The 25,832-nt window shown below is 43.4% G+C and carries 25 protein-coding genes and 1 tRNA gene; 6 read left to right on the top strand and 20 right to left on the bottom strand.

Annotation, left to right across the window (positions count from 1 at the left end):
* Positions 1–149: 149 nt before the first annotated feature.
* The 14 genes from E5Y90_RS06805 to yfcF all read right to left on the bottom strand — a co-directional run bounded on the left by E5Y90_RS06805 (position 150) and on the right by yfcF (position 13,711).
* Positions 150–767, bottom strand: coding sequence for an acyltransferase (locus tag E5Y90_RS06805; RefSeq protein WP_174659787.1), 618 nt, complete (start codon positions 765–767; stop codon positions 150–152).
* A complete protein-coding gene (locus E5Y90_RS06800; RefSeq protein WP_151207761.1) occupies positions 760–1,359 on the bottom strand; it encodes an IMPACT family protein in 600 nt (199 codons plus the stop codon). The genes E5Y90_RS06805 and E5Y90_RS06800 overlap by 8 nt, the downstream gene beginning before the upstream one ends.
* 103 nt (positions 1,360–1,462) lie before the next feature.
* Positions 1,463–2,650 carry an HlyD family efflux transporter periplasmic adaptor subunit gene (locus E5Y90_RS06795; protein ID WP_174659786.1) on the bottom strand — a complete coding sequence of 396 codons (1,188 nt, stop codon included), beginning with the start codon at positions 2,648–2,650 and terminating at the stop codon, positions 1,463–1,465.
* Positions 2,647–4,785, bottom strand: coding sequence for a type I secretion system permease/ATPase (locus E5Y90_RS06790; RefSeq protein WP_174659785.1), 2,139 nt, complete (start codon positions 4,783–4,785; stop codon positions 2,647–2,649). The genes E5Y90_RS06795 and E5Y90_RS06790 overlap by 4 nt, the downstream gene beginning before the upstream one ends.
* A complete protein-coding gene (locus E5Y90_RS06785) occupies positions 4,782–6,317 on the bottom strand; it encodes a TolC family outer membrane protein (protein ID WP_174659784.1) in 1,536 nt (511 codons plus the stop codon). The genes E5Y90_RS06790 and E5Y90_RS06785 overlap by 4 nt, the downstream gene beginning before the upstream one ends.
* A gap of 141 nt (positions 6,318–6,458) precedes the next feature.
* Positions 6,459–7,202: an LPS export ABC transporter ATP-binding protein gene (gene lptB / locus E5Y90_RS06780; protein ID WP_174659783.1), complete on the bottom strand. Its 744-nt coding sequence runs from the start codon at positions 7,200–7,202 to the stop codon at positions 6,459–6,461.
* A complete protein-coding gene (gene lptA, locus E5Y90_RS06775) occupies positions 7,202–7,768 on the bottom strand; it encodes a lipopolysaccharide transport periplasmic protein LptA (protein WP_174659782.1) in 567 nt (188 codons plus the stop codon). Before lptA ends, lptB begins: the two co-directional genes overlap by 1 nt.
* Entirely contained in the window at positions 7,752–8,300 is a 549-nt protein-coding gene (gene lptC / locus E5Y90_RS06770; RefSeq protein WP_174659781.1) for an LPS export ABC transporter periplasmic protein LptC, read from the bottom strand. Before lptC ends, lptA begins: the two co-directional genes overlap by 17 nt.
* Before the next feature lie 33 nt (positions 8,301–8,333).
* Complete coding sequence (locus E5Y90_RS06765; RefSeq protein ID WP_174659780.1) at positions 8,334–8,873, bottom strand: KdsC family phosphatase; 540 nt, start codon at positions 8,871–8,873, stop codon at positions 8,334–8,336.
* Between the two features lie 3 nt (positions 8,874–8,876).
* Positions 8,877–9,869, bottom strand: a complete 993-nt coding sequence (locus tag E5Y90_RS06760; RefSeq protein ID WP_151207750.1) for a KpsF/GutQ family sugar-phosphate isomerase — start codon at positions 9,867–9,869, stop codon at positions 8,877–8,879.
* Positions 9,870–10,121: 252 nt separating this feature from the next.
* Positions 10,122–10,197: transfer RNA gene (locus tag E5Y90_RS06755), tRNA-Gly, on the bottom strand.
* Between the two features lie 65 nt (positions 10,198–10,262).
* Positions 10,263–11,684: a cysteine--tRNA ligase gene (cysS, locus tag E5Y90_RS06750; RefSeq protein ID WP_151207748.1), complete on the bottom strand. Its 1,422-nt coding sequence runs from the start codon at positions 11,682–11,684 to the stop codon at positions 10,263–10,265.
* A gap of 190 nt (positions 11,685–11,874) precedes the next feature.
* Positions 11,875–12,810, bottom strand: a complete 936-nt coding sequence (locus tag E5Y90_RS06745) for a cation diffusion facilitator family transporter (protein WP_174659779.1) — start codon at positions 12,808–12,810, stop codon at positions 11,875–11,877.
* Positions 12,811–13,072: 262 nt separating this feature from the next.
* A complete protein-coding gene (yfcF, locus tag E5Y90_RS06740) occupies positions 13,073–13,711 on the bottom strand; it encodes a glutathione transferase (protein WP_174659778.1) in 639 nt (212 codons plus the stop codon).
* Positions 13,712–13,934: 223 nt separating this feature from the next.
* Between yfcF and E5Y90_RS06735 the strand changes: the two genes are divergently transcribed.
* Positions 13,935–14,669: a glutamine amidotransferase gene (locus E5Y90_RS06735; protein ID WP_174659777.1), complete on the top strand. Its 735-nt coding sequence runs from the start codon at positions 13,935–13,937 to the stop codon at positions 14,667–14,669.
* 187 nt (positions 14,670–14,856) lie between these two features.
* Entirely contained in the window at positions 14,857–15,120 is a 264-nt protein-coding gene (locus E5Y90_RS17680; RefSeq protein WP_174659776.1) for a LysE family transporter, read from the top strand.
* Between the two features lie 240 nt (positions 15,121–15,360).
* On the opposite strand, the gene E5Y90_RS06725 is transcribed toward E5Y90_RS17680, so the two are convergent.
* The 5 genes from E5Y90_RS06725 to E5Y90_RS06705 all read right to left on the bottom strand — a co-directional run bounded on the left by E5Y90_RS06725 (position 15,361) and on the right by E5Y90_RS06705 (position 20,686).
* Entirely contained in the window at positions 15,361–15,954 is a 594-nt protein-coding gene (locus tag E5Y90_RS06725) for a YceI family protein (RefSeq protein WP_151203164.1), read from the bottom strand.
* Positions 15,955–16,081: 127 nt separating this feature from the next.
* On the bottom strand, positions 16,082–16,504 hold the full coding sequence (locus tag E5Y90_RS06720; protein ID WP_174660576.1) for a GNAT family N-acetyltransferase: 423 nt from the start codon (positions 16,502–16,504) through the stop codon (positions 16,082–16,084).
* Positions 16,505–16,748: 244 nt separating this feature from the next.
* Positions 16,749–18,737, bottom strand: coding sequence for a transketolase (tkt, locus tag E5Y90_RS06715; protein ID WP_174659775.1), 1,989 nt, complete (start codon positions 18,735–18,737; stop codon positions 16,749–16,751).
* Between the two features lie 434 nt (positions 18,738–19,171).
* Positions 19,172–20,140, bottom strand: a complete 969-nt coding sequence (locus tag E5Y90_RS06710) for an IS30 family transposase (protein ID WP_253156838.1) — start codon at positions 20,138–20,140, stop codon at positions 19,172–19,174.
* A gap of 162 nt (positions 20,141–20,302) precedes the next feature.
* Positions 20,303–20,686, bottom strand: coding sequence for a pilin (locus tag E5Y90_RS06705; protein ID WP_174659773.1), 384 nt, complete (start codon positions 20,684–20,686; stop codon positions 20,303–20,305).
* A gap of 462 nt (positions 20,687–21,148) precedes the next feature.
* Between E5Y90_RS06705 and metK the strand changes: the two genes are divergently transcribed.
* The 4 genes from metK (at position 21,149) to E5Y90_RS06685 (ending at position 25,150) form a co-directional block, all read left to right on the top strand.
* Positions 21,149–22,315 (top strand): methionine adenosyltransferase, encoded by a 1,167-nt coding sequence (gene metK / locus E5Y90_RS06700; RefSeq protein ID WP_151203167.1) that lies wholly within the window; start codon positions 21,149–21,151, stop codon positions 22,313–22,315.
* 327 nt (positions 22,316–22,642) lie between these two features.
* The gene (locus E5Y90_RS06695; protein ID WP_174659772.1) at positions 22,643–22,987 is read left to right on the top strand and encodes a hypothetical protein; all 345 of its coding nucleotides are present in this window, start codon (positions 22,643–22,645) and stop codon (positions 22,985–22,987) included.
* A gap of 120 nt (positions 22,988–23,107) precedes the next feature.
* Complete coding sequence (locus tag E5Y90_RS06690; RefSeq protein ID WP_151203169.1) at positions 23,108–23,809, top strand: VIT1/CCC1 transporter family protein; 702 nt, start codon at positions 23,108–23,110, stop codon at positions 23,807–23,809.
* A 129-nt stretch (positions 23,810–23,938) separates the two neighbouring features.
* On the top strand, positions 23,939–25,150 hold the full coding sequence (locus E5Y90_RS06685) for a YeeE/YedE family protein (RefSeq protein ID WP_174660575.1): 1,212 nt from the start codon (positions 23,939–23,941) through the stop codon (positions 25,148–25,150).
* Between the two features lie 44 nt (positions 25,151–25,194).
* Here E5Y90_RS06685 and E5Y90_RS06680 read toward each other — a convergent pair whose 3' ends face one another.
* Positions 25,195–25,713 (bottom strand): hypothetical protein, encoded by a 519-nt coding sequence (locus E5Y90_RS06680; protein WP_174659771.1) that lies wholly within the window; start codon positions 25,711–25,713, stop codon positions 25,195–25,197.
* Positions 25,714–25,832 lie beyond the last annotated feature (119 nt).

Genomic DNA, 25,832 nt, shown 5'->3' with positions numbered 1-25,832 from the left:
TAATAAAATTTTCTTAGTTATTTTTAACTTAGCATATGTTCTTAACAATGTGCAGCAAAATCTGTATGGCTTAAATTGAAATATGTTAATTTTTATTTGATTAAACTAAGTACTAGATTGATTCTAGGCAGGGTGCTAGCGAATCTCCCTTAATCGCGATAGCGGATCAATTTGGCCGGATTACCTGCCATGATAGCACGCGCTGCAACATCTTTGGTCACCATGCTATTCATACCTATAATGGCCTGATCTGCAATCTTTACCCCATCCTTGATACCCACATGAGCGCCTAACCACACATCCCGACCAATTTCAATTCCTTGGGAACGAACCGGTTGCTGATAAATCGGCTGCTCTAGCGCCATTCCATGATCAAAAGCATAAAGGTGACAATACGCAGCTAGACGCACCTGATCATGTAATTTGATACCGACCCGCCCCCCATCCAGAATACAATGATGATTTATTGCTACTTCATTGCCAATCTCTAGTGGACCATGCAAGGTACAATCTGCGGCAATAAAAGTATTATCCCCAATACTGATCTTGCGGCCCGGTTCGGCAAAAATATGTGCCAGCGGAGAAATAAAACAGTTTTTGCCTATCTCGACTGTTTCCATCTCCATGAGATAGGCCTGATATTCCTGCTGCCACTCCTCTGCCCAGCCCCGATGTTTAGGCTTTAGGGAGTAATACAACCAAGGCATATAATTTAGACGATGCTTATGCTGTTCACGGTATTTGAGCAGCGGATTTATCTCAGTCATCTGTGTCTTCTTCTATGATCTTCAGTTGTTCACGGCCACGGGTCACATCCTGAAGTTTTAAGGCAAAAGCTTCGATCTGATGCGCCTGAAACAAGGCACTGACCTGCACACCTTCGGCTATATATTCTTCTTGGTAATCAATACCTTGATGATTCAATTCATATTGAAAAATAGCCCATTCATTAAACTGGCAAAAGAAACTGGCTTTTTTCTTTTCGATTAGTTCAATTTTTTCTGCCAACAGCAAGCATTGTCCGGCACAGCCACCATAAGCCCGCACCAGTCCACCAGTTCCCAACTTGATTCCACCATACCAGCGATTAACCAGAACCAGTATATTGGTCAGCTCATTGCCTTCAATGGTCGCCAGTATGGGCCGACCTGCGGTCCCTGAAGGCTCACCATCATCATTAAAACGCACCTGATGGCCGATTTTCCAGGCCCAGCATTGATGCGTGGTGGTCGGGTCACGGTAAGTTTCCAAAAAATCCTTCACTTCCTGCTCATTTTCTACAGGAGTTGCAAAAGCCTGAAAGCGGCTTTTTTTAATTTCTTCTTCAAAAGTCACTAGACTGGCAATGGTAAATGGCATAAATTCAGGCTGTTAACACTCAGGCTTAAAGTATACCCGCTTTGCACAATGAAATAAAAAAGCCTCTTGATAAAGAGGCTTTTTTATTCAGCTCATACCCAGCTTAGCGTTCACGCAAGGCTTCCTTGGCTTTATTAAACGGCTTGATCAGATAATCCAAGATGGTTTTTTCACCCGTACGGATATCCACTGTAGCCACCATCCCCGGCGTAATATTAAATTCCTGTCCGGTCTTATTACTCAGCTTGTCACTATCTGTGCGGATATATACCCGGTAATAGAACTGATCCTGTTTGACTTCATCACGCAGAGTATCCGGTGAAATCACCGTCACTTTACCTTTTAGGCCACCATAAATGGAATAGTCATAAGCGGTAATCTTGACCAGTGCTTCCTGATCCGGGCGGATGAAGGCAATATCACGAGGTGAAATACGCGCTTCTACCAAGAGTTTTTCATCCAGCGGGACAATGGTCATCAGCTTGCCATTTTGCGGAATCACGCCGCCCAAAGTCATAACATCAATTTCTTTAACCACACCGCGTACTGGTGACTTGAATACAGTCCGGCTTAAGGTATCTGATTTGCCACGTACAATCTGCTGCTGGGTTTGTACATCGGTATTGGCCTTAGACAACTCTTCCCGCGCCTGTACAAAATACTGGTTACGAATGTCATTCATCTGATTCTGCAAGTCATTGGCTTCGCGTTTTAAGCGCAAAACTTCTACTTCACTGGCAGCGCCTTTGGCCACCAGAGGTTCTGTCATTTCCAGTTCTTGTCGTACCAGCACCAACGCCTGCTTAAGCCCAGCCAGTGAGTCTTCCAGATTGGCACGACGTGACTGATACAGTGCTGTTTCTTCTGCGACCAGTTTTGGATATTTCAATACCTCTTCTGGAAACTCTAAAGCTAGACCACTGACTTCTGCACGTAAACGCGCGGACGTGGCACGTGATGCGACGAGTAAGGACTCCGACTCACCGACATTCGATTCAAACCGTGTAGGGTCCAGTTGGGCCAGCACCTGCCCCTGCTCGACAATTTCACCTTCCTTGACATTTAACTTGGTGAGAATTCCCCCTTCCAGAGACTGAATGACCTGTTCTTTGGAAGATGGAATCACTTTACCGGTACCGGTCGATACTTCTTCCAGCTTAAACAGCCAAGCCCATGTCAATAGAATTAACAGCCCAATACCGATAATCCAGATAATGATACTAGACTTGGGTAAAGGAGGCTCCTGAAAGCTGGCTTTGGTTGAACGTTTTAATTCTGCTTGTTCGCTCATGTACTTGCTCCAGCTGCCCGTTTTGTTCCAGTTGGTGACTGATTCAAAATCTGGTCACGTGGTCCATCCATCACAATCTTGCCTTCATTGACCACAATAATCCGGTCCACCAACTCCAGAACAGCGCGGCGATGCGTGGCTACAATCATGGTCCGGTGAGTCAGGTAAGTTTTTAAATGATCAATAAGCTGTTTTTCCGACACCTCATCCAGAGCCGCAGTCGGTTCATCCATTAATACAATATTGGGCTGACGGATCAATAATCGCGCCAGCATCAGCGCCTGACGCTGGCCACCTGAAAAGCCTACACCACCTTCCAGAATAATATGATCCAGCCCTTCCTTTTTCTCCTGCACAAATCCCAGAGCACCAGTAATCTGAAGGGCTTCGATAAGCTGCTGATCGGTTGCCAATGGTGCACCAAGCGTCAGGTTTTCACGAATAGAGCCATAGAACAGTTGTGAGTGCTGATTAAGCAAGCCCATATCCCGACGCACATCTGCCGGATCAATCAGGTTTAAATCGAGTCCATCGAGTTTAACTGTACCTTGTATAGGCACCTGCATTCCCGATAGCAACTGTAACAGGGTTGATTTTCCAGCACCGTTTCGACCAAGAATCGCAATTTTTTCTCCCGGTTTAATTTCCAGTTTTTGAATCATTAAACTCGGTTTTGTATCATCTTCGGTGTATTTAAATACCACATTATTCAGCTCATAATGGCCACTTAAAACCGGACGATGAATCAGGTGAGCATAATCAGGCTGGTCTACCGGCTTTTTCATCAACTCATCCAGCCCGGCTTTTGCAGCTTTCGCCTGCTGTAAACGCCCCAAAACACCTGTTAGTTGTGAAATCGGTGCAAGCATACGTGAAGACAGAATTGAACAGGCCACCAGTGCACCGGTTGTCATTTCGCCTTCCATAACCGCAAAGCACCCCACCAGCACTACAATTGCAAAGGTTAAACCCTGAATTTTTTGAGTCCATGCGGTCATCAAGCCGACAATTTTACGTTGCTGCATGCTGACATCAGCAGAAACTTCGTTCATATGATTCCACTGATTCTGGAAACGGGCTTCTGCACGTAATAGCTTGACATCTTCAATGCCTTGTACGGCCTCTACCAGCAAGGCATTACGGATGGAGGATTCACGCATCCCCAGCTGAGCCAGCTCTGCCAGTTTTTTCTGTGCCAGAATACCCGGCAAAATCATTAAGGGTACAACCAGCAGCATCACCCAGAACAGGTTACCGCCAATGATCCAGAAAATCCCCAGAAACAGGAAGAAGAATGGAAGATCTGCAATTGCGGTCACAGTGGTTGAGGTGACCAGTTCACGTACCCCTTCCAGTTCTCGAATCTGTGAAATAAAAGTACCGGTAGATTTGGAGCGCTCACTATTTTTAATTCGGAGCGAATGTCCAAATACCCGGTCAGAGATTTTCAGGTCTGCGCGTTTCCCAATAATATCGGACAGATAAATCCGGGAGACACGCAAGATAAACTCAAAAATCGCCGCAATGAGTACCCCACTTGCCAGCACCCATAAAGTAGGAACAGACTGGGATGGAATTACCCGGTCATAGACATTCATTGAAAATACGATGGTTGCCAGTGCCAGAATATTGGCAATCAATGAGGCAAACATAACATCGATATAACGCTTCCAGTCATTCAGAACAATGGACCAGAACCAGTTTTTTTCAAAGGGCTTGATATATTCATCAACACGGGCATCAGGTACGGATGATTCGGGACGTAAAATATAAAGATGTTTTACCCCTTCATTCAGCTGCTCGACTTTAAATACCTGAGAAAGACCTTGATCTCCACTCAGTTGAACACTGACATTTCCTGCCGTATCAATCCGCTCAATGACACCCACATCACCATTCTGAAATTCAACCAGCAAAGGTAAACGCCACGGGTTTAGCAAACCACTGTCAAAGTTATTTTTACGGACATTTAAACCAATCTGGCGGCTGACGATTTTCAGTATCTCATCGGCATCCTGATGCTGACTCCAATCTAGCTGTAAACGGATCCGCTCTTCAGAAGGCTCAATTCGATAATGTTTTGCAATATTCAAAACCGCTTGGAGCCACGGTTGATAATTTATTATAGTACTCATGGCTGAACTTCAAATCCTTGAATTGAAATATCATTAAGCGCATAAAGATCGCGCGTACGACCAGTGACCTGAATATATTGCACAATCGCAGCATAAATATCATAACGCGCTGCCTCAATCTCTTGAGCCGCACTATGAATCGCCTGCTCGGCATTCAACAGATCCACCACGGTACGCGTACCTAATTTATATTGTTCTTGATAAAGCTCTTTGGTCCGGGCAGTGGTCGAGCGGCGTTTAGCCAAAACATCCATCTGCTTTTGCTTGTTCTCTATCTGTTCACGGATAAGACGGATTTGATCCTGCACATCCAAATAAACGGTATTGACCTGAGCACGCGCTGCTTCTTCGGCAAAACTGGCTGCACGAGCCTGAGAACGCATCGCTCCACCTTGATAAAAGTTACTGCTGGCTTCCAGCATAATAGAATTGTAGAAACCGTCATCTTCATTATTATTCGGGTTTCGCCCATTCACGGCCTGGCTTACACTACCTTTCAAGTTAAAGGTCGGATAGCTGCTTAAGCGTGCCTGATTTTTCTGTAAGCGTGCCACTTCCACACCGGCATTGGCCAAAATCATATTGGGAATCCGGGTAAAATCAGGATCTTGATACAGATGGGCTTGCTGCACAATCTTCTCTGGAATGACCCATTCAATATGAGAAACATCAAATCCCAGCAGATTGCGCAAGCGCTGCTGGTACTGTCTTAACTGGGTTTGCTGAATCAGTAGATTCGACTCTGCTGCTTCAAGATTGGATTGGGCCTGGATAGGGTCAGCCTGACTGCTGATTCCGGCTTGGGCACGTAAATTCGCAATTTCTGCGATCCGCCCAATGCCCTCAATCTGTTGCTGGGCAATCTTGGTAATTTCCTGATAGCGCTTGATATTAATAATGGCATCCGCAACTTCCAGAGCAATCTGATCCAGACTGATCAGTACACGTGCCTGTTCTTCTGTCAGTCTGGCTTCTTCGACACTGACATTGGTTTTAATTTTGCCAAAATCATATACAACTTGAGTAGCATTTAAAGAAATGACCTGCCGCCCACGCTCTCCGGTAGTGAAATCACCTGTCCCTAGCCCCCCGGATATCTGGGGATAATAGGCGGCTTTCGCTACATCAATACTGGCAGCCTGCGCAGATAATTGAGAAACACTTTGTGAAATTTCAGGACGCCTTTGTACCGCTGTATGCACTGCATCAATTAAACCCATTTTTCGGGGCAAAGCTACAGCCATTGGATTGACTACACCCTGTCCTGGCTGCGGGCGTATCACCTGAGGCAGCTCTGCGACTCGGGAGGTATCCATAGAGTATTGACTTAAACTAGACATCTCCACCTTATAGGCAGAAGAGGTAGGCTCAGGAGCAATCAGTTTTCCAAAACTATTTTTTATATTTGAAAAATAGCTGGTTTCTGCATGAACGAGAGAGATTTGCAGAGGAAAAAGGAAAAACATAAATATTCCACTTTTCACGTAAACTTTCCTCTGATTTTTAACGCTGTGTTTTACCCGAAATAACATGATTTCTTATATTTTACATTTTGCAAAGACTATAACAAAGTTTGTTTAAAAAGACTGTGTTCTTTCAAATAAATGCTTAAAAAAATTCCCTCATCATTCTAAGCTGATAATGAGGGAATTTTAAAGAAAATAGTAACGGACTTAAACAGTAAAATCATCACCCAAATAAACTTTTCTCACCGTTTCATTGGCCAGAATTTCATTCGGCGTACCCTCTGCAATGACAGCACCCTCACTGACAATATAAGCATGCTCACAGATCGCCAGAGTTTCACGTACGTTATGATCGGTGATCAGCACCCCGATTCCACGTTCTTTCAAGGTCATGATAATGTCTTTAATATCACCAACCGAGATTGGATCGACCCCTGCAAAAGGTTCATCCAAGAGCATAAATTTCGGATCAGCAGCCAATGCCCGTGCGATTTCAGCACGACGGCGTTCTCCACCGGAAACACTCATCCCTAATGAATCTTTGATATGAGTAATTTTAAAATCTGCCAGCAATTCCTTGAGGCGCTGCTGACGTTGCTCCTTATTCAAATCCTTACGGGTTTCCAGAATTGCCATAATATTTTCAGCGATAGTCAACTTTCTGAAAATAGAGGCTTCCTGTGGCAAATAGCCAATGCCTTTACGGGCACGTTCATGCATGGCCAGATCAGATAAATCCAGATTATCTAGATGAATTTCACCTTTATCCATGCGCACCAGTCCGACTACCATATAGAAACTGGTGGTTTTTCCGGCACCATTAGGACCCAAAAGCCCTACAATCTGACCACTTTCCATGCTGAAAGAAACATCTTTAACTACCCAGCGTTTGCTATAGTTTTTTGCCAGATGTTTGATGCATAAAGTCTGAACCTGCTGCACTTGCTCCATTAATCACGTGCTCCCGGGAAGGACTGACTCGCGGATGGCGGAATCACAATCTCTACACGACCTGAAGATGAACCGGTTTTGTTCGGTGTACCGATGGCCTCAATATCCCCTTTATTCATACTGTATTTAAGGATATTACCGCGAATGCTGGCACCATCCTGCTGCAGGTAAGCATTGCCTGACAGGGTAATAATACCGGTTTCAGCATTATAAACAATTTTTTGTGCTTGTCCTTTCGCCAGACCTTTCGCCGCGTCTATTTTTTGCTGGAACCGAGCCGGACTACCTGTTGCAGTAATAACACTGATCTGCTTTTTACTGTTCAGATTGGCCACAATTGAGTTGGCCTGCAACTTCATAGTGCCCTGCTCGATAATGACATTCCCGGAGTAAGTGGTTACCCCTGTACGCTCATTAAAGGTTGCACGGTCTGCCAGCAGGGTAATTGCCTGATTACGGTCAGATGGCAAAGCGAAAGCCGTCACTGAACAGCATCCGGCTATCGTCACGAGCGCCATGCGCTTCAGGAAAGTGCTCATCATTTTAACTCTACGAATTTGGTTCATACTTTCCTCGAATATTAAAGAACTCGTATTGACCATCATTAAGATCGGCTTTAAGCCCCTGACTCACAAACTCGGCCTGGGGAGAATCCACCAGAACGGTTTTGTCGGTTTCAATTTCACGTGTTTTCGGAAAACCTGTCAGCTCATCCGTACGAAAGCGGATTCTTCCATTGTCCAGGAACTTGGTCGCGATCACGCCATCCGAAAGTACCACTTTTGTATTGTCATCATAACCATTTCCCAGCTTGGCAATAAAAGTGGCCTCTACTTTGCCATCTTTATAGGTGGAAGCTAGCAGATTTTTCAGATACGAACTTCGTTGCTGTAGGTTTTGTTCAAGCTCATCGACTTGTGCACGAACTGACAGCATGCCATTTTCATCAGTTTGGGTTAAGTTAATATCCTTGGCAGAATAAGTCATGCTGCGGGCAGAATCTGTCTGCAGCTTGTTGCCTTTTCCACTGTAATAGTAATAACCACCACTTATTGCGGCAATAATGACAGCCGTAAGGTATAAAAATCTAGTATCCATAAGCGGTGTACTTAATCCAAATCGTATGAATTATTAATAAGGTGCACGCATATATTTTTCAAGTAACTCTTGGTATACGCCTTTAGAGGTCAGCAGCATATCGCAAATTTCACGCACTGCGCCGCGCCCGCCCATGGCCTGAGTCACCAGATCGGCACGACGGCGAACTTCCACATGACCATTCGGTACTGTCACCTTCATACCAGCAATGGCAAATGCAGACAGGTCTGGCCAGTCATCCCCCATATACAGGCAATCTTCTACCGCAATCTCCAGTTGTGTACAAGCCTCACTCAAAGCCAGACCTTTGTCTTCACGACCCTGATAGACCAGATCGACTCCCAGATCTGACATACGCTTTTCAACGATATTACTTTTACGTCCAGTGATGATAATCACTTTGATACCAGCCTGCTGAACCAGTTTCACCCCCAAGCCATCGCGAATATCAAAAGATTTGATTTCATCGCCTGTATTGGTCAACGTGACAAAACCATCGCTTAAAATACCATCTACATCTAGCACCAATGCTTTAATATGACGTGCCTGCTCTAGTAATACATAAGATGCCATCGATTAATTTACCCCAGCCTGAATCAGGTCATGCATACTGATCACACCAATCACCTTATTGGTCTCATCCACCACTACAAATTGGTTTATTTTACGCTCGTTCATACGTTCCAAGGCTTCGACTGCACGTGCTTCCTGAGAAATCGTCCATGGATTTTGAATCATCACGTCCTGCACCAGAAGATTAACATCAAAACCTTGCTGTTTATCAATCAGGCGGCGCAAGTCACCATCGGTAAAAATTCCGAGCAAACGCTCCTGCTCATCCACAATTGTGGTCAAACCTAAACGCTTATCAGAAATTTCATAAAGCACTTTATTCATCGGGGTATCAGGTGCGACCTTCGGCAAATCTTCCCCCGTATGCATCAAATGCTTTACATGCAGCAGCAAGCGCTTACCAAGCGCACCTGCAGGATGTGATCGTGCAAAGTCATCTGAGGTGAACCCGCGAGCATCCAGCAAGGCCACTGCCAAAGCATCCCCCAGCGCCAAGGTGGCAGTCGTTGAAGATGTCGGTGCCAGGCCCAGTGGACAAGCTTCCTGAATATCGCCCAAAGTCAGGGCAACATCAGCATTTTGTGGCATCGGGCCGCGATCATCACCACTAATGGTAATTAAAGGTACACCAAGGTGCTTGATCAAAGGCATCAGCATCATGATTTCATCACTTTTGCCTGAATTAGAAATGGCAATCAGCACATCTCCTTCGACCAGCATTCCTAAGTCACCATGCCCCGCTTCACCTGGATGCATGAAAAAAGACGGCGTACCTGTGGAAGCAAAGGTGGCTGCCATTTTACGGCCAATATGACCAGATTTCCCCATCCCGGTGATGACCAGACGCCCTTTGCATCGCAGGATAATTTCACATGCCCGACTAAAACGGCCATCAATCTGCGTAGCTAAAATCTGTAACGCATTTTCTTCAATGCGTAATGTTTCAAGTGCAACCTTCTGGAAATCGAATAAGTTCGCTGTTTTTTCTTGATTCAAAGCCTGTTTACCTACACTAAGGACAGAGAAAAACTTTCGTGAGATACGAATAATTTTCGCAATTTTATCATATCTATGCGAATCGCAGTTTTGAAAATAGTGTGCTTTTAATAAAACTTAAACAGAATGCCTTTAAATTCTTCATTCGCCCCGAATCTAGAGCTATACAGTTCTCTTTTCCTGATCGGTTTTTTATAGTTTTTTAGCAAGCAATAAAAAACCCCAATTTTTCGATCAGGGTTTTTAAAATTTTGGAGCGGGAAACGAGACTCGAACTCGCGACCCCAACCTTGGCAAGGTTGTGCTCTACCAACTGAGCTATTCCCGCAATATGGAAATGAATTATAGAGAGTTTCTTACAACTGTCAACTCTCCATGCGATCAAGTGTCGAATTAATCAGCACGACGCCATACTGTTCCTTGACGGGTATCTTCCAAAACCACTCCTTGGTCCAGTAAGGACTGACGAATTTCATCAGCACGGGCAAAGTTTTTGTCTTTTTTGGCGTCTTGGCGCTGCTGAATCAGATCTTCGATCTGTTCTTCAGTTAGACCCAAAGCATCCTGCCCAATATCAGATTTTAAAAACTCATCGACATTGTGCTGTACCAGACCCAGAATATTGGTTAGGTGGCTTAAAGTAGCATACAGAATAGCAGCCTGTTCAGCCTTGTCCTCTTTAACCGCGCGATTCAGCTCTTTATTGATTTCAAACAGGACTGCAATTGCCTCTGCCGTATTAAAGTCATCACGCATAGCGGCATTGAAGCGCTCCACTAGGGTTTCATCCAAGTTGTCTACTCGCTTGTCACCATAAACAGCCTGATACGCCTTAAATGAATGATAGAAACGTGACAACGCAGTTTTAGCTTCCTTCAGTGCCACATCAGAGAAGTTCACCGGACTGCGGTAGTGTGAAGACACAATGAAATAGCGAATCACTTCCGGATGAAACTTTTCCATGACATCACGAATGGTAAAGAAGTTACCCAGCGACTTCGACATTTTTTCGCCATCGACATTGATAAAGCCCACATGCATCCAGTAATTCACATACTGTTCACCTGTAGAGGCTTCTGATTGCGCAATTTCATTTTCATGATGCGGAAACATCAGGTCCGAACCACCGCCATGAATATCAAAGTGGTTACCCAGGCAGCAGGTCGACATGGCAGAGCATTCAATATGCCAGCCCGGACGGCCATTGCCCCATGGAGAAGCCCAAGCCGGCTCATTCTCCTTGGCATGTTTCCAGAGCACAAAGTCAAAAGGATGTTTTTTTTCAACTTCGACATCTACACGTTCCGAAGCACCTGCCTGCATGTCGTCCAGTTTACGCCCCGAAAGACGGCCATATTTTTCAAACTTTTCTACCTGAAAATATACATCACCATTTGCTGCCGGATAGGCGGTTCCCTTTTCAACCAGATTGCCAATCATGCTTTGCATCTGGTCGATGTATTCCGTAGCACGAGGCGCCTCATCTGGCTCCAAGCACCCCAAGTTGGCTGCATCTTCATTCATGGCTTGAATAAAGCGATCTGTCAGTGCCGTGATGCTTTCGCCATTTTCATTAGCACGCTTAATAATCTTGTCATCAATATCGGTGATGTTACGTACATATTTTACGTTCCAGCCCTGACTACGCAGGAAACGAATAATATAGTCGAATGCAACCATGACCCGAGCATGTCCAATATGACAGTAATCATAAACTGTCATACCACACACATACATGTCGATATGCCCTGCTTTGCGTGGAACAAATTCAACTTTTTTACGTTGCTCTGAGTTATATAGAACAAATGGTTGCATAGGTCTTCTAAAGTACGTTTACAAATGATCACTCATCTTAACCTAAGCATTATTTTTCATAAAGTTTTAAGAATCATTTTTATAGCTTCATTGAAAACAATTTCTACACGAAATTAGAGCCTCAACCCCGTCTTTCTAGTTGCCAAATGAAAATGAATAAAATAATGGCTTTGCAATAACCATCCACTGATCAATGTGAATGGTTTTCCTGCCCTTCATATGACTCATGTTGATGCTGTTCTAGTAGACAATGCTCATCTTCAATTTGTAGGGTCATTTCGGTAATATGATGCGCATGCTTCAACATCTCAAATGCTTGCTGATGCAGTTTTTTATAATCAACCTCTGGCGCAACCAGATGAACCGTTAACATGACTTTCTTAGAAGTAATAGCCCAGACTTTTAACTGGTGAATCTCTTTCACGCCCTCCAGTGACAACAGGTCATTACGCAGCTTTTCAATATCAATTTCATCTGGCACACCTTCCAGCAGGATATTGATACTTTGTTTCAGCAAAACCCAGGTGCGTGGCATCACCCAAAAACCAATCAGGACGGCAATCAGCGTATCAATCCACATCCATCCGCTAAAATAGATCATGATGGCCCCGATAATGACGCCGACTGAGCCTATCGCATCACTTAGCACTTCCAGATAAGCCCCTTTAACATTTAAGCTTTCCTGACTACTAGAAACCAGAATCCTCATTGAAATCAGATTGATGATCAGACCAAGTACCGCAACGGCCAACATGCACACACTTTGAATTTCAGGAGGATGACTAAAACGCTGATAGGCTTCAAACAGGATATAAAGCGCCACCACAAAAAGCATGAGCGCATTAAACAGAGCAGCCAGAATTTCAAATCGCTGATAACCAAATGTACGTTTATCATCTGCCGGTTTTTGGCCAATTTTAATCGCCGCCAGTGCAATGGCCAGTGCGGCTGCATCAGTAAACATATGGGCAGCATCAGAGAGCAATGCCAGACTTTGGGTCATGAAACCTGCTATGACCTCTACAATTAAAAAGGTCGTGGTCAGAAGCAATGCCAAGGACAGTTTTTTAGCATTTTTAGCACTGACTTCTACATGACTGTGATCATGTTGATGTGAGCCTCCCATACAATGCTCCTTCTATTTTTAATATTACCTTTGATTTTAAGCTGTTTTTTCGCTGCTTATTTTCAATACTACGTTGGAACTACTGATATTTAAACTCTTTTTTGTATAGTCTGGTTCATCTAAAAATACACAGATCACATAATTGGGATAAAACTCCTATCAGGAATGTCTATCCTCGGTCACTTAAATCTCCACCCAATTTTTATAGTCTGCCTATAACAGCCATAGCTATCTGCATAACCCAGCCTCAATAAAAAATAGCTTAGGCACCTAACTTTGCATTTTCCTGAATCCAGGACTGAACCGAACTACGCTGGAAATTACGTTGGATATACGCCTGAATTTTTTCAGGCAGTTCAATCTGATGACTAAGTAAGCGGTGTAGCATAAAGGCCAGATCAAAGTCGGCAATGGACCAGTGTTCAGTTAACCAAAGCTCCTCTCCTAATACAGTGTCTGTGACTGCCAATAAACGCTGAATATCCTGCATGGCCTCGGCTGAAAAAATGGCAGGTACTTGAGGTGGCACAAAAATTGAATCTGAAGGCATTGCCTGCCGGATTGAGATAAAGTCAGTTTTTACCAAGGCCTGAACTGCGCGGCACTTTGCTCTGGCTTTAGTTTCATCAGGATAAAGTGCGGGATACTCCGGGAATGGAAAGTTATTTTCCACATACTCCGTAATGGCCCAGGATTCAAATAAATGGAAATCGTTAACCACCAAACAGGGAATTTTGCCAGTTGGACAAATTCTGCGATAAGCCAGAGAGTGTTGTTCCTGCTGATCCAGATCAATCACTTTTTCCTGAAAATGAAGTCCTTTTTCTGTCAAAGCCACATACACTGACATGGCATAAGGGCTGATACGTTTTTTATCAATATAAAGGCAGATGTTTGGCATTTTTCTTCTGGAACTCTTTTTCTCTATTATCGTTACTCTACCGCTTTTCCGGCTAAAAAGGAAAATACGGCGGCACCATGATACTAAGCTGTTTTCATGTTTAATATCAGGCTAGCTTGAGCACAGAAGCTCTTTCTAGCACACCCAGCCTTTGAGTTAAAAAGACTTCTATTTTTACGCAAAATGACGTTAAATCAATATTTCCTTTTTTAATCTCACCATTATGCTGAACTTGGACCATTTACCCGATACTGTATATGCAATTCAACATCTGGCTTTTGAGGATTTAGGTGCCTGGGAGGATGTCTTTTATCAATTGGGACTACGGGTACGCTATTTTGAAGCCGGTGTAGATGACTTGCGTCAAGCGTATGAGCACTCAGGTCTGACTGTTATTTTAGGTGGCCCGATTGGGGTTTATGACACAGAAGACTATCCTTTCTTACATCAGGAAATAGACTTACTTAAAGTTCGTTTGAAAAAGAATCTCCCTACTTTAGGTATCTGTCTAGGTGCTCAATTGATTGCTCATGCACTCGGTGCTCGAGTCTATGCAGGACCGTATAAAGAAATCGGCTGGTCTCAACTGAGTCTTTCCTGTATTGAAAACAATCCCTTAGAAGATTTAAAAAATATTAATGTACTGCACTGGTATGGTGACAGCTTTGATTTACCTGAACAGGCAATATTGCTGGCTAGCTCCAAACATTACCCAAATCAAGCCTTTCGTGTGGGTTCAAATATCCTGGCGCTACAATTTCATGCTGAAGTGGCCAGTGACAGTCTGGAAAAATGGCTGATTGGCCATAGCTCTGAATTGCGTCAGGCAAAGATTAATATTCCTGAATTACGAACTGCCAGTCTACAGTTTGCTCCTACACTTGAGGCAACTTCACAGACTGTATTAAGCAAATTTTTGGCGCAATTAAATATGACCTCCAAGCCAGCGGCATTTTAGACCTAAACTTGACTCTTACCTGTAGAAATTTTATGGGCGCATGATTTGGGATTGCTATGATTCATTTTTCGCCCTGATCAGTCCCGGGCCAAAGTTTTCTCTGTGACATCAAGTGCCATCCGGTAGTCCAGCCAACAGGCTTTATGTGCAGCCTTAGGTATTTTACTGGTATTCTGGGTGTCAGTCTGTGCGCTCAGTGGCCCATTTTCTATTTCATAAAATTATCTGGTTACAACAGGTTTTAATAATCTTTGGCGGATTCTATCTGTTTTATCTGGGCAGTCTGATGTTGAGGTCAAGTTTAAAGCTTCTCTTCCTGTATCAGACCAGAAAGCAAGGGGGCAATCTCCAACCATCAACTTTCATACTTCAAACTGTGACTTCAAGGCTTTTACACCAATATGGCACCCCCAAAGCCCTGATTGACTTCAACAGTATTTTTCTTGGGTAATTCGCCCTCCAGCAGCTTAGCCGAACAATCTTCTCTTTTGGTTCAGGTCTTTGTAGAGAGCTTATTCTGGTTTATAACTGTAGCCATTATTTTTTCGATACTAAAAATGAATCTTTATGATCAAAAATCTGTTCAATAGATTGATAGAAAGGAAGAGTTTTTATTAACTACAGCTGCCTGATTCAGCAACAAAAAAAGCACTCCAGAAGAGTGCTTTTTGATAAGTTTATGGCTACAAACTTATTTTTTGGCTGGCTGAGCAGGAATGCTTGCTTCGGTAGTAATCTGCACCGTCACTTTATCACCTACATTAGGTGTATAAGCCCCTACACCAAATGCTGAACGATCAAAAGAAGTCGTCGCATTAAAACCAATTGCAGGCACTTTAGCCATTGGGTGTTCAGCCTGTTTATTCAATACTGCATCCAGTACCACTGGCTTGGTAATTCCCTTAATGGTTAAATCACCGGTAATCTTGAAGTTCTTTTTATCCTTCGTTTCTACTTTGGTACTTTTAAATGTAATGTTTGGGTATTTAGCCGCATCAAAGAAATCAGCCTTCAGTATATGCTCATCCAGTGCTTTTACGTTGGTATTAATACTCGACACTGGAATGGTAACATTGACCGATGACTTTTCTGGCTTCGCATTATCAACCACGATCTTACCCTGAATATCAGAGAAATTGGCTGATGGTGTAGAGAAACCAAAATGGCTCCAGCTAAATACTGTCGCTGTATGTGTCGGGTCAATCGTATAAGTCAATGGTTTTGCAAAACTAAAAGTTGCAACGGATGCAACAGCTAACCCTAAAGTTAATGTTTTCAAATTCATGTGGTTATCTCTCATCTGAATAAGCTTCAGTTTATAGACTATTAAAATGATTACATCCCTAAAGATAAAACGTTTTGTTGCAACCATGAAACAATGAAATTGTAAATTCTCATGTAAAGCTAGGCATTTAGGCCATACGATATTGGATAAATCCGGTTTTTTTGGCCACTTTGTCATACAGGACTTGTGCCTGACGATTACTTTCCTGCGTTAGCCAATAGACCCGATCACAATTACGCTGCTGTGCCACCTGATATACATGCTCAATCAGTTTGCGCGCCACACCCTGTCCCCGATAATCCGGATGAGTAAATAGATCCTGCACATAAGCATAAGGCCGCATGGTCCAGCTACTTTCATGCTCAACCACATGCACCACCCCTACGACCTTTTGATCAATGAGTGCAGCAAAACCGTACATATTGTCCTGTTCAGGGCTGGTCAGTTTTGACCAAGTATTAGAACTCACCTCTTCTGATATTTCGGTTTGATAAAACTTTTGATAGCCTTTCCACAATACAAGCCATTCTTGTTGTGGAATTTTCATCATGTCTTTAATAGTAATTTCTGCCACGCTTAAAACAGCCCTGTAGGTTTCTATATTATTAAAAAATAATGGAATATTCTTAGTGTTTAAGTTTATACCATAATAAACACCGTTCTTTTAAAATAATATTGATGACGATCTCTGAGGATTTGAATCAACACCTCTATAAAACAACTTGAACTATATTTTTGTTTATCAACAAAAAACGCCCCGAATCCGGAGCGTTTTTCTACAGCCTATTTAAAGATTAAGCAGTGATTTCTTTTACCGCCGCAACCACAGCTTCAGTGGTGATACCAAAGTACTGGAATAAATCTTTTGCAGGTGCAGATTCACCATATGTGGTCATGCCAATTACGCGACCATCAAGACCTACAAATTTCCACCAGTAATCTACATGCGCCGCTTCAACTGCAATACGTGCACGGATATGGGTCGGCAAGACTGCTTCGCGATAAGCCGCTTCCTGCTTCATGAATTCTTCTGCACATGGCATAGAGACGACACGCACACCTTCTAGCTGAGCATAAGCTTCCATCGCCAGGCTTACTTCAGAACCTGTTGCAATGATGATCGCTTTTAACTCGCCTTTTTCTTCAGCCAGTACATAACCGCCTTTTGCCACGTCAGCAATTTGAGCATCTGTACGGTTCTGGAATGGCAGGTTTTGACGAGAGAAGATCAACGCCGTCGGACCTTCAGCACGCATCAAAGCAGATTTCCAGGAAATCGCTGCTTCAACTGTGTCACATGGACGCCATGTATTCAGGTTTGGTGTACCACGTAAAGATGCAATTTGCTCGATTGGCTGATGCGTAGGACCATCCTCACCCAGACCGATTGAGTCATGCGTATAGACATGGATCACACGCTGTTTCATCAGAGCAGACATACGCACCGCATTACGTGCATATTCCATAAACATCAGGAATGTTGCTACATACGGAATGAAACCACCGTGTAGTGCTACACCATTGGCAATTGCAGTCATACCGAACTCACGTACGCCATAGTGTACGTAGTTACCTGCCGGATTGTCCTGTACGCCTTGTGCGCCCTTCCATAAAGTCAGGTTAGAGCCTGCAAGGTCAGCAGAACCACCCAGAACCTCCGGTAAAGAAGGGACCAGCGCTTGCAGGGTATTTTGACTGGCTTTACGTGTTGCAATGGTTTCAGCTTTGGCATTCACTTCTGCAATATATGCATCTGCTTTAGCGACGAAGTCGGCTGGTAGTTCACCAGATAAACGACGTTTAAGTTCAGCGGCTTCAGTTGGGTATTTTGCTGCATAAGCGGCAAAAGTTTCATTCCAGGCTGCTTCTGATTCAGCACCTTTGGCTTTCGCATCCCAAGCTGCATACACATCTTCAGGAATCACAAATGCTTCGTCAGTCCAGCCTAGCGCTTCACGAGTCAACACGATTTCGTCATGACCGAGTGGTGCACCATGACTGTCTTCTTTACCCTGTTTGTTTGGTGAACCCAAACCAATCACGGTTTTACAGATAATAATGGTTGGTTTGTTCGCTTCTGCTTTTGCTTCAACAGTTGCCTGACGGATCGCATCTGCATCGTGACCATCAACTTTTAGTACTTGCCAGCCATAAGCCAGGAAGCGCTGTTCTGTATCGTCAGAGAACCAGCCTTCTACTTCGCCATCAATCGAGATGCCATTGTCATCGTAGTAAGCAATTAGCTTACCCAGACCCAAAGTACCTGCCAATGAACAGACTTCATGTGAAACGCCTTCCATTAAGCAGCCATCGCCCAGGAAGCAGTAAGTGTAGTGATCGACAACCTTGATGTCGTCTTTGTTGAATTGTGCTGCTAAGGTTTTTTCTGCCAGCGCAAAACCAACAGCATTGGCAATACCTTGACCCAATGGACCGGTGGTCGTTTCAATCCCGGGCGCATAGCCCAGCTCAGGGTGACCCGGAGTTTTCGAATGAAGCTGACGGAATGCTTTCAGATCTTCAATTGAAAGATCATAGCCCGTTAAATGAAGAAGTGCGTATTGAAGCATAGAACCATGACCATTCGACAATACAAAACGGTCACGGTTAGCCCAATTCGGGTTAGCTGGGTTATGGTTCAGGAATTCGCGCCAGACCACATCAGCGATGTCTGCCATCCCCATTGGAGCACCTGGATGTCCTGAGTTTGCTTTTTGCACAGCATCCATTGCCAATACACGAATTGCGTTTGCAATACGACGTTCATTAAGCGGGGTTGTCATAAATCAGAGTCCAAAATAATTCAGAAATAGGAAATGATGAAAAGACTTTCAAAACTGTGTTCTATTGTCTTAAAAAAACAGCGAGGGGTAAAGACTCCCCTACAATATTTATCAATTTATTGATCTTGTATTTTTTTATCGGGTGAATATTCTGCACTTTTTAGAGAAAAGCCTTTCATTCCAGACCATCAAATCCTGACAACCGTTCAAAAATAAAGTTTTCAAATCACTTCCATATATTTTAAATCTGTCGCCTAGAAAGAGCTTTTAAGAAAAAATGATCTTTTTGTTCAGCAAAATATCTGATTTTAACCAGAGTAAGGCATGTGCTGTTTTTGTGCTATTTTTTAGATTTAAAATGTCAATCTAAGGTAGATTTTAAACACCCCTTATCTAGTTTTTATAATTCAGTACCTCCATATATAAGGGCGAATTCAAACATGAGGTGCGACAGTTTCAAAAGCCTTATGATAATCAACAAGCTGAGCAAATTTCTCTAATGGTGTAAGCCAATCTAATGCTTTTCTAGGACGAGTATTCAGTGACATGGCAACTTGATTTAAATAATGCTGATCTGCCTGATTCAAATCAATCCCTTTAGGTAAATATTGCCTAATTAAACCATTCATATTTTCGCATGTGCCTTTTTGCCATGGTGAATGCGGGTCACAGAAATATACATCTATGCCTAAATCCTCTTCGAGTATTTTATGTTCTGACATCTCACGTCCACGGTCATAGGTCAACGTTTTACGCAGTTCTGCAGGTAAATATTTGAGAGCTTCAGTTAAAGCCTTGCGGACTGATTCCGCCTTTGCATCAGGTAATGTTGCCAAGACACAGAGCCGTGTATTTCGTTCAATAAGTGTTGCTATCGCACTTTTATTGTCTTTACCTTTAATTAAATCGGCTTCCCAATGACCCGGTATTTTTCTTTCTTGAACTTCGGCTGGGCGCTCATGAATAGTTTTAATATCCTGTAATATAGAATCTTTTTTAGGTTCACCGTTAGCTTTTCGCTTTTTATTTTCATGACGAAGGCAGGATAATAAGTCTTTTTTCAACTCACCCTTTGGTAATGCTCGAATAGTTGAATAAATCGTTGTATAGCTAACATTCATTGTTTGATCCAAATCAGAAAATTTCTTTAAACGCTTTGATATTTGCTGAGGAGACCATAAACAACGGATCGCTTCAACAATAAATTTCCAGAGGATTGAATCGATTTTGAGTTTTCTGTGACCACGCCTACGTCTAGTGAATGAATTATTAGAAGCACATTGAGCTTGATAAACGTCATTGATGCTATTTCTTTTAAGCTCACGATAGATCGTACTAGGATGTCTTTTAATGAGTTCAGCAAATTTTCTGGGTGAAAAGCCTTCTTTTCTTGACTCAAGCATTAATGCAGTACGATCTTCAAAGTTAAGATGATGGTATGACAATTTTATATACTCCATAAACCCTTTAAAATTAATTAGGTAGTTTATGTCGCACTTCAAGTTTTAGGCTGCCAAGTCTTGACGTAAATATCGCTAAAGTGAACTTTGGCCCAAGCCAGATATTTATTGCCCAATACAATCTTTAGGTAAATAGCGTTGACTGATATTGCTGGAAAAGCAGTTGCCACTATAGACCTCAAAAGCAATCGACTTTCCGCGAATGGCGGCATTGATTCCATCCTGACGTAATTGAAATTCAATCCGGCAAGCAGCATTAATCACAACTTTTTCAATATACCGGCTTCCATTTCCAATCTGGCGCCCCGCATCACAATGCTCATTTGAGGCAATAAACTGGGTTCGATAAGCACCTGACAACTGAAATACTTCGGCCAACTGGGCCCGAACAATATAGCCCTGATAGCTCATCACGGCTACAGTGGTCAGAATAGCAACCATCGTGAGCACCATCATCATTTCAATCAAACTAAAAGCCTTTTGGTACATCTCTTGCTCTCCCCATAGCGTCCTAAACAAGTCATATAAAAAGTTGGTTACCCCGACTGGCGACTAGTGAAGAATTGGAGCTAATATGCAGAATAAACTAACCCTGCCACAAGACAGCTTATCGAACATGATGAAGGCGCTGATTTTTTATTAATATAACAATCACTTTCTTAGTATTTATCCGGTATGAAGGTGATTATTTTTCTGGACTGCCTGTTTCTAAAATTTATTCAAAAATATCACCAGTTAATTTTATTATTCTGCTGAATAGAGTCAGTATTTTCTATACTGGATTGCTGAAGGAGAGCAAATCAAACAGCCATATCAGTTTTTTTAATTCCAATAATCAAATAAAAACACAATAATTTGAAACATTTTTAGACAATTTTGTCGTCTTATGCTAGTTCTAAAACGCAAGTCGATGTAACATACCGGGTCTTTAAAATTAACTGTGATAGGACTATGCGCGAGTACGCTGTATTTACTTCGGAATCTGTAAGCGAAGGCCATCCAGATAAAATGGCTGACCAAATCAGTGATGCTATTTTGGATGCAATCTTAAAAGAAGACCCATATGCACGGGTTGCTTGTGAAACGCTTGTAAAAACGGGTGCGGTGATACTTGCTGGTGAAATCACAACAACTGCCAATATCGATTTTGAAGCAGTTGTACGCCATACCGTAAACGGTATTGGTTATCACCACTCTGATCTGGGTTTTGATGGCTCAACGTGTGCAGTCATTAACATGATTGGTAAACAGTCTCCTGAAATTGCTCAGGGTGTAGACCGCCAGAAACCGGAAGATCAAGGTGCCGGCGACCAGGGTCTCATGTTTGGTTATGCCAGCCGTGAAACTGATGTGTTAATGCCAGCGCCAATTTCTTACGCACATCGTCTAATGGAAAAACAGGCAGAATTGCGTCGTAGTGGTGCGCTGCCATGGTTACGCCCGGATGCTAAAAGCCAGGTGACTTTTGCCTATGAAAATGGCGTACCTGTGCGTCTGGATGCAGTGGTACTGTCTACCCAGCACGATCCAGAAATTACACAATCAAACTTAAAAGAAGCTGTAATTGAAGAAATCGTAAAAAAAATCATTCCAGCCGATATGTTCCATGCGGATACCAAGTTCCATATCAACCCGACCGGCATGTTTGTAATCGGTGGTCCGGTGGGTGACTGCGGTTTAACTGGCCGTAAAATCATTGTAGATACTTATGGTGGTATGGCGCGTCATGGTGGTGGTGCTTTCTCGGGTAAAGATCCATCCAAAGTTGACCGTTCTGCAGCTTATGCCGGCCGTTATGTTGCTAAAAATATTGTAGCTGCCGGTCTTGCAGATAAATGTGAAATTCAGGTGTCTTATGCAATTGGTGTTGCGGAGCCAACTTCGATTTCTATCAATACCTTTAACACTGCTAAAGTGTCAGAAGAATTGATCATTGCGCTGGTACGTGAGCACTTTGACTTACGCCCATATGGCATTACTCATATGTTAAACCTGATTCAGCCGATGTATAAACAGACCGCTGCTTATGGTCACTTTGGCCGTGAAGGTTCTGATACTGCATTTACCTGGGAAAAAACCGACAAGGTCGAAGCATTGAAAGCCTCTGCCGGTCTTTAATTCTCCAGACCCGAAAAGCCCGTATAATTACGGGCTTTTTTATTGCAGATTTTATATTTCATACAGAGTGGGTAGATGTAGCACCCTCCTATACGTCATCATTCAACCTATTGTGCCTATTTTTCTTCTGCTTTATTTTCACTCCACTGAATATTTAAAAACAGGCCGCTCAAAATCCTTGACTCACTACATATGCAGTAAAAAACGTTATAAGCCTTTATAAAAGTTACATTTGCTCAACAAATTATGATCTTTTCTGTAGCACAAAACCCTACCAACAGTCGTTAAACTGAATGCCATTCATACAACAACAAAGGATATTATTTGATGAATAAGTTACTTATTGCTTTAGGTCTGGTGGCAACTGTATCTCTTGTAGGCTGTGCGAAAGAAGACGCCCCTGAAACAGGTGCGACCACAGGTGAACATCTGGAAAATGCAGCGACCCAAGCTGGTCATGATATGGAAGATGCAAGTCATGAAGCTGCTGTAAAAACTGAAAGAGCCATGGATAATGCTGCCGAAAATACAGCACAGGCAGCTGATGAGGCAGCCGCCGCTGCATCTCGTGCCGCAGATGCTACGGCTGAAGCAGCTAAAAATGCGACTGCTGCGACTGCTGCTGCAGTTGAAGAAGGCGCAGGTAATGTGCGTGAAAAAGCTGAAAACTAAGATCAGTTATTATGTTAAAAAGCCTGCAAAATGCAGGCTTTTTTTATCGTGATTTTTTATTGAATTTTTTTAAAAAACAATGCATTGTATCCAAGTTCCGACTTGTTAGAGCTTATACCTATGATTCATTCCCAGCATCATGAAAAACATTATATTAGCCGCACGGGCTGGTTAAGAGCGAGCGTATTAGGTGCAAATGACGGGATTATTTCAGTCACCAGTCTGATTATGGGAATGGCAGCTAGCGGTGCGTCTACGCAGACACTTCTGATTACCTGTATTGCGGGACTGATTTCAGGTGCTTCCTCCATGGCGGCCGGAGAGTATATTTCTGTTAAATCCCAGCAAGATATTGAAACAGCCGACCTGCATATGGAACATCGTGAATTACTTAAAAATCCGGCAGCAGAGCTTGGAGAACTTAGTCAGATTTATATTCAACGTGGCTTAACACCCGAACTTGCCCGGGAGGTTGCATTGCAGCTGACTCAACATAATGCCTTGCAAGCTCATGCACGTGATGAAATCGGGATTATGGAACATACGACAGCCAGACCTATACAGGCAGCCGCATCATCGGCACTGGCTTTCTCTCTGGGTGCCTTACTCCCCACCTTCTCGATTTTGCTCAGCCCGGCACAGTGGGTTGAGTCTGTGGTGGGGTTTGTAGGCTTGTTTTCTCTAGCTTTATTAGGCGCACTCGCCAGTTACTTTTCTGGCACATCCATGTTGAAAGGCAGCTTAAGGGTACTCCTTTGGGGAGTAGCAGCGATGTTATTTTCCAGCTGGATCGGTTCGCTGTTTAATCTCAACACGATATAAATCAGCTAACCCAATAAATCATATCAATTATAAGACTGAGCAATTGCTCTTTAAATGACTGAACTGATCTCAGTTGAGGGGAGAAGTCGCGTAGAATATAGCGGTTTAATCTCTAAAGCTTTATCTCCCATGTCAGTTATTGCTGCATCCTCCCAGCGATCGAATCTTTCGGTCTGGGTGGCTTTTATCTTGCTTATTGTCGGTACGATTGGTGCCTATCAAGTCGTCGGTCTTAACCAGGCTTTGCTTTTTCTCATCGGCGGCGCACTGGGAATGACCCTGTATCATGCCTCCTTTGGTTTTACTTCAAGCTGGCGCGTCTTTATTAAAGAGCGCCGTGGTCGCGGCCTGCGTGCACAAATGATTATGCTGGGCTTGGCAGTTCTCTTGTTTTTCCCTGCATTGGGAGCTGGTGAACTGTTTGGTAATCCGGTTAAAGGTAATATTAATCCAATCTCGATGTCCGTGATGATTGGTGCATTTATTTTCGGTATTGGCATGCAGCTCGGCGGTGGTTGTGCTTCAGGTACACTCTATACTGTCGGTAGTGGCAGTGCCCGTATGCTGGTTACGCTATTTTTCTTCTGTACAGGCTCATTGATTGCCACTTCACATCTGGACTGGTGGTTTAACCTGCCTCATTTGGCACCGATTTCCGTGGTAGAAAGTTTTGGGGTGATCCCGGCACTTGTTTTAAGCTTTATCATTTTCGGCCTGATTGCTGCTGCAACAGTGTATTTTGAAAAGAAACGCCATGGCAGTCTGGAAGCGGAACCTGTCAGCGAATATCAAGGCTGGAAACGTTTTCTGCGCGGGCCTTGGCCTTTAATATGGGGGGGTATTATTTTAACCCTGCTCAACTTTGCCACGCTTGCTTTGGCAGGTCGTCCATGGGGAGTCACCTCTGCTCTTGCTGTTTGGGCAGCAAAAGTCGCCAGTCTTGCAGGAATAGAGGTTAGTGCCTGGGATTACTGGCAGCAACCGGGCAATGCCAAAGCTTTGGCTCAATCGCTCTGGTTTGATATTACCTCGATGATGAACTTTGGCATTATGCTGGGTGCCTTGCTGGCAGCTAGTCTGGCAGGTAAATTTGCGCCGAATTTTAAGATCCCACGCCGCTCCCTGCTGGCTGCTGTGCTCGGTGGATTACTTCTGGGTTATGGTGCGCGTTTGGCTTATGGCTGCAATATTGGTGCTTATTTTAGCGGGATCGCCTCTGGCAGTATCCATGGCTGGTTATGGCTGGTCTTTGCCTTTCTGGGCAATATCCTTGGTGTTAAATTCCGCCCGTTTTTCTTCCCCGGTGAAAAGCCGAAAACTGAAAAATTAACAGGCTGCTAAACCATAAAGCCCATCTACTAAAGATGGGCTTTTGTATTCAGCGCCTAAACTGATAAAGCTGCTTTTAAATTACAACCATAATTCATGGTCTGCTGAACCTGACGATAGGTGGTATAACGATCCAGAATAAAACTGTAGAACTGATCAGAATCAGAGAAGTTCTTTTTCAGATCTTCCTCTTTGGCATTCGGCAATTGAATAGCATGGACCAGATCCAGATTATAGTGGCCCAAACGATACATTTCGGCAAAGTAAGCATTCATCATATCGCAATAAGCAAGCTTGCTGGATTTCAATGCTGTCCGGCTCACCGGATGCTGATTCAAGGTTTGCAGATTATTGACATCCAGTGGAAGCTGGTGAGAAAAAGCTATGCTTTCTACTTTTTTAAACTGCTGGAAATCCTGCGCCAGCTGGACATTGAGCGTATTAAAGCGTTGTTGCAGCTCTGCAGCAGTTTTCACCTGATATTGCACCGGATTAACCCTATCTTTAGGTTGCTGCTCTGCCGTACAAGCGGTTAATCCCACCACAAGGGCCAATGACATTAGCCTTGCCTTCATAATAACCTTCTCAGTTTCATGCTAGATAAGCCTATTATGGCAGACCCCTATTAGGTTTAAAGTATTTTTCTCACTCATCTCGCCACCAATAGGGTTTGGACAGATTAACCATACAGCTT

Origin of the sequence: Acinetobacter sp. 10FS3-1 (assembly GCF_013343215.1) — a bacterium.
In the GTDB taxonomy this organism is placed as follows: Bacteria; Pseudomonadota; Gammaproteobacteria; order Pseudomonadales; family Moraxellaceae; genus Acinetobacter; species Acinetobacter lwoffii_C.
This window is presented reverse-complemented; position numbering and strand designations above follow the sequence as displayed.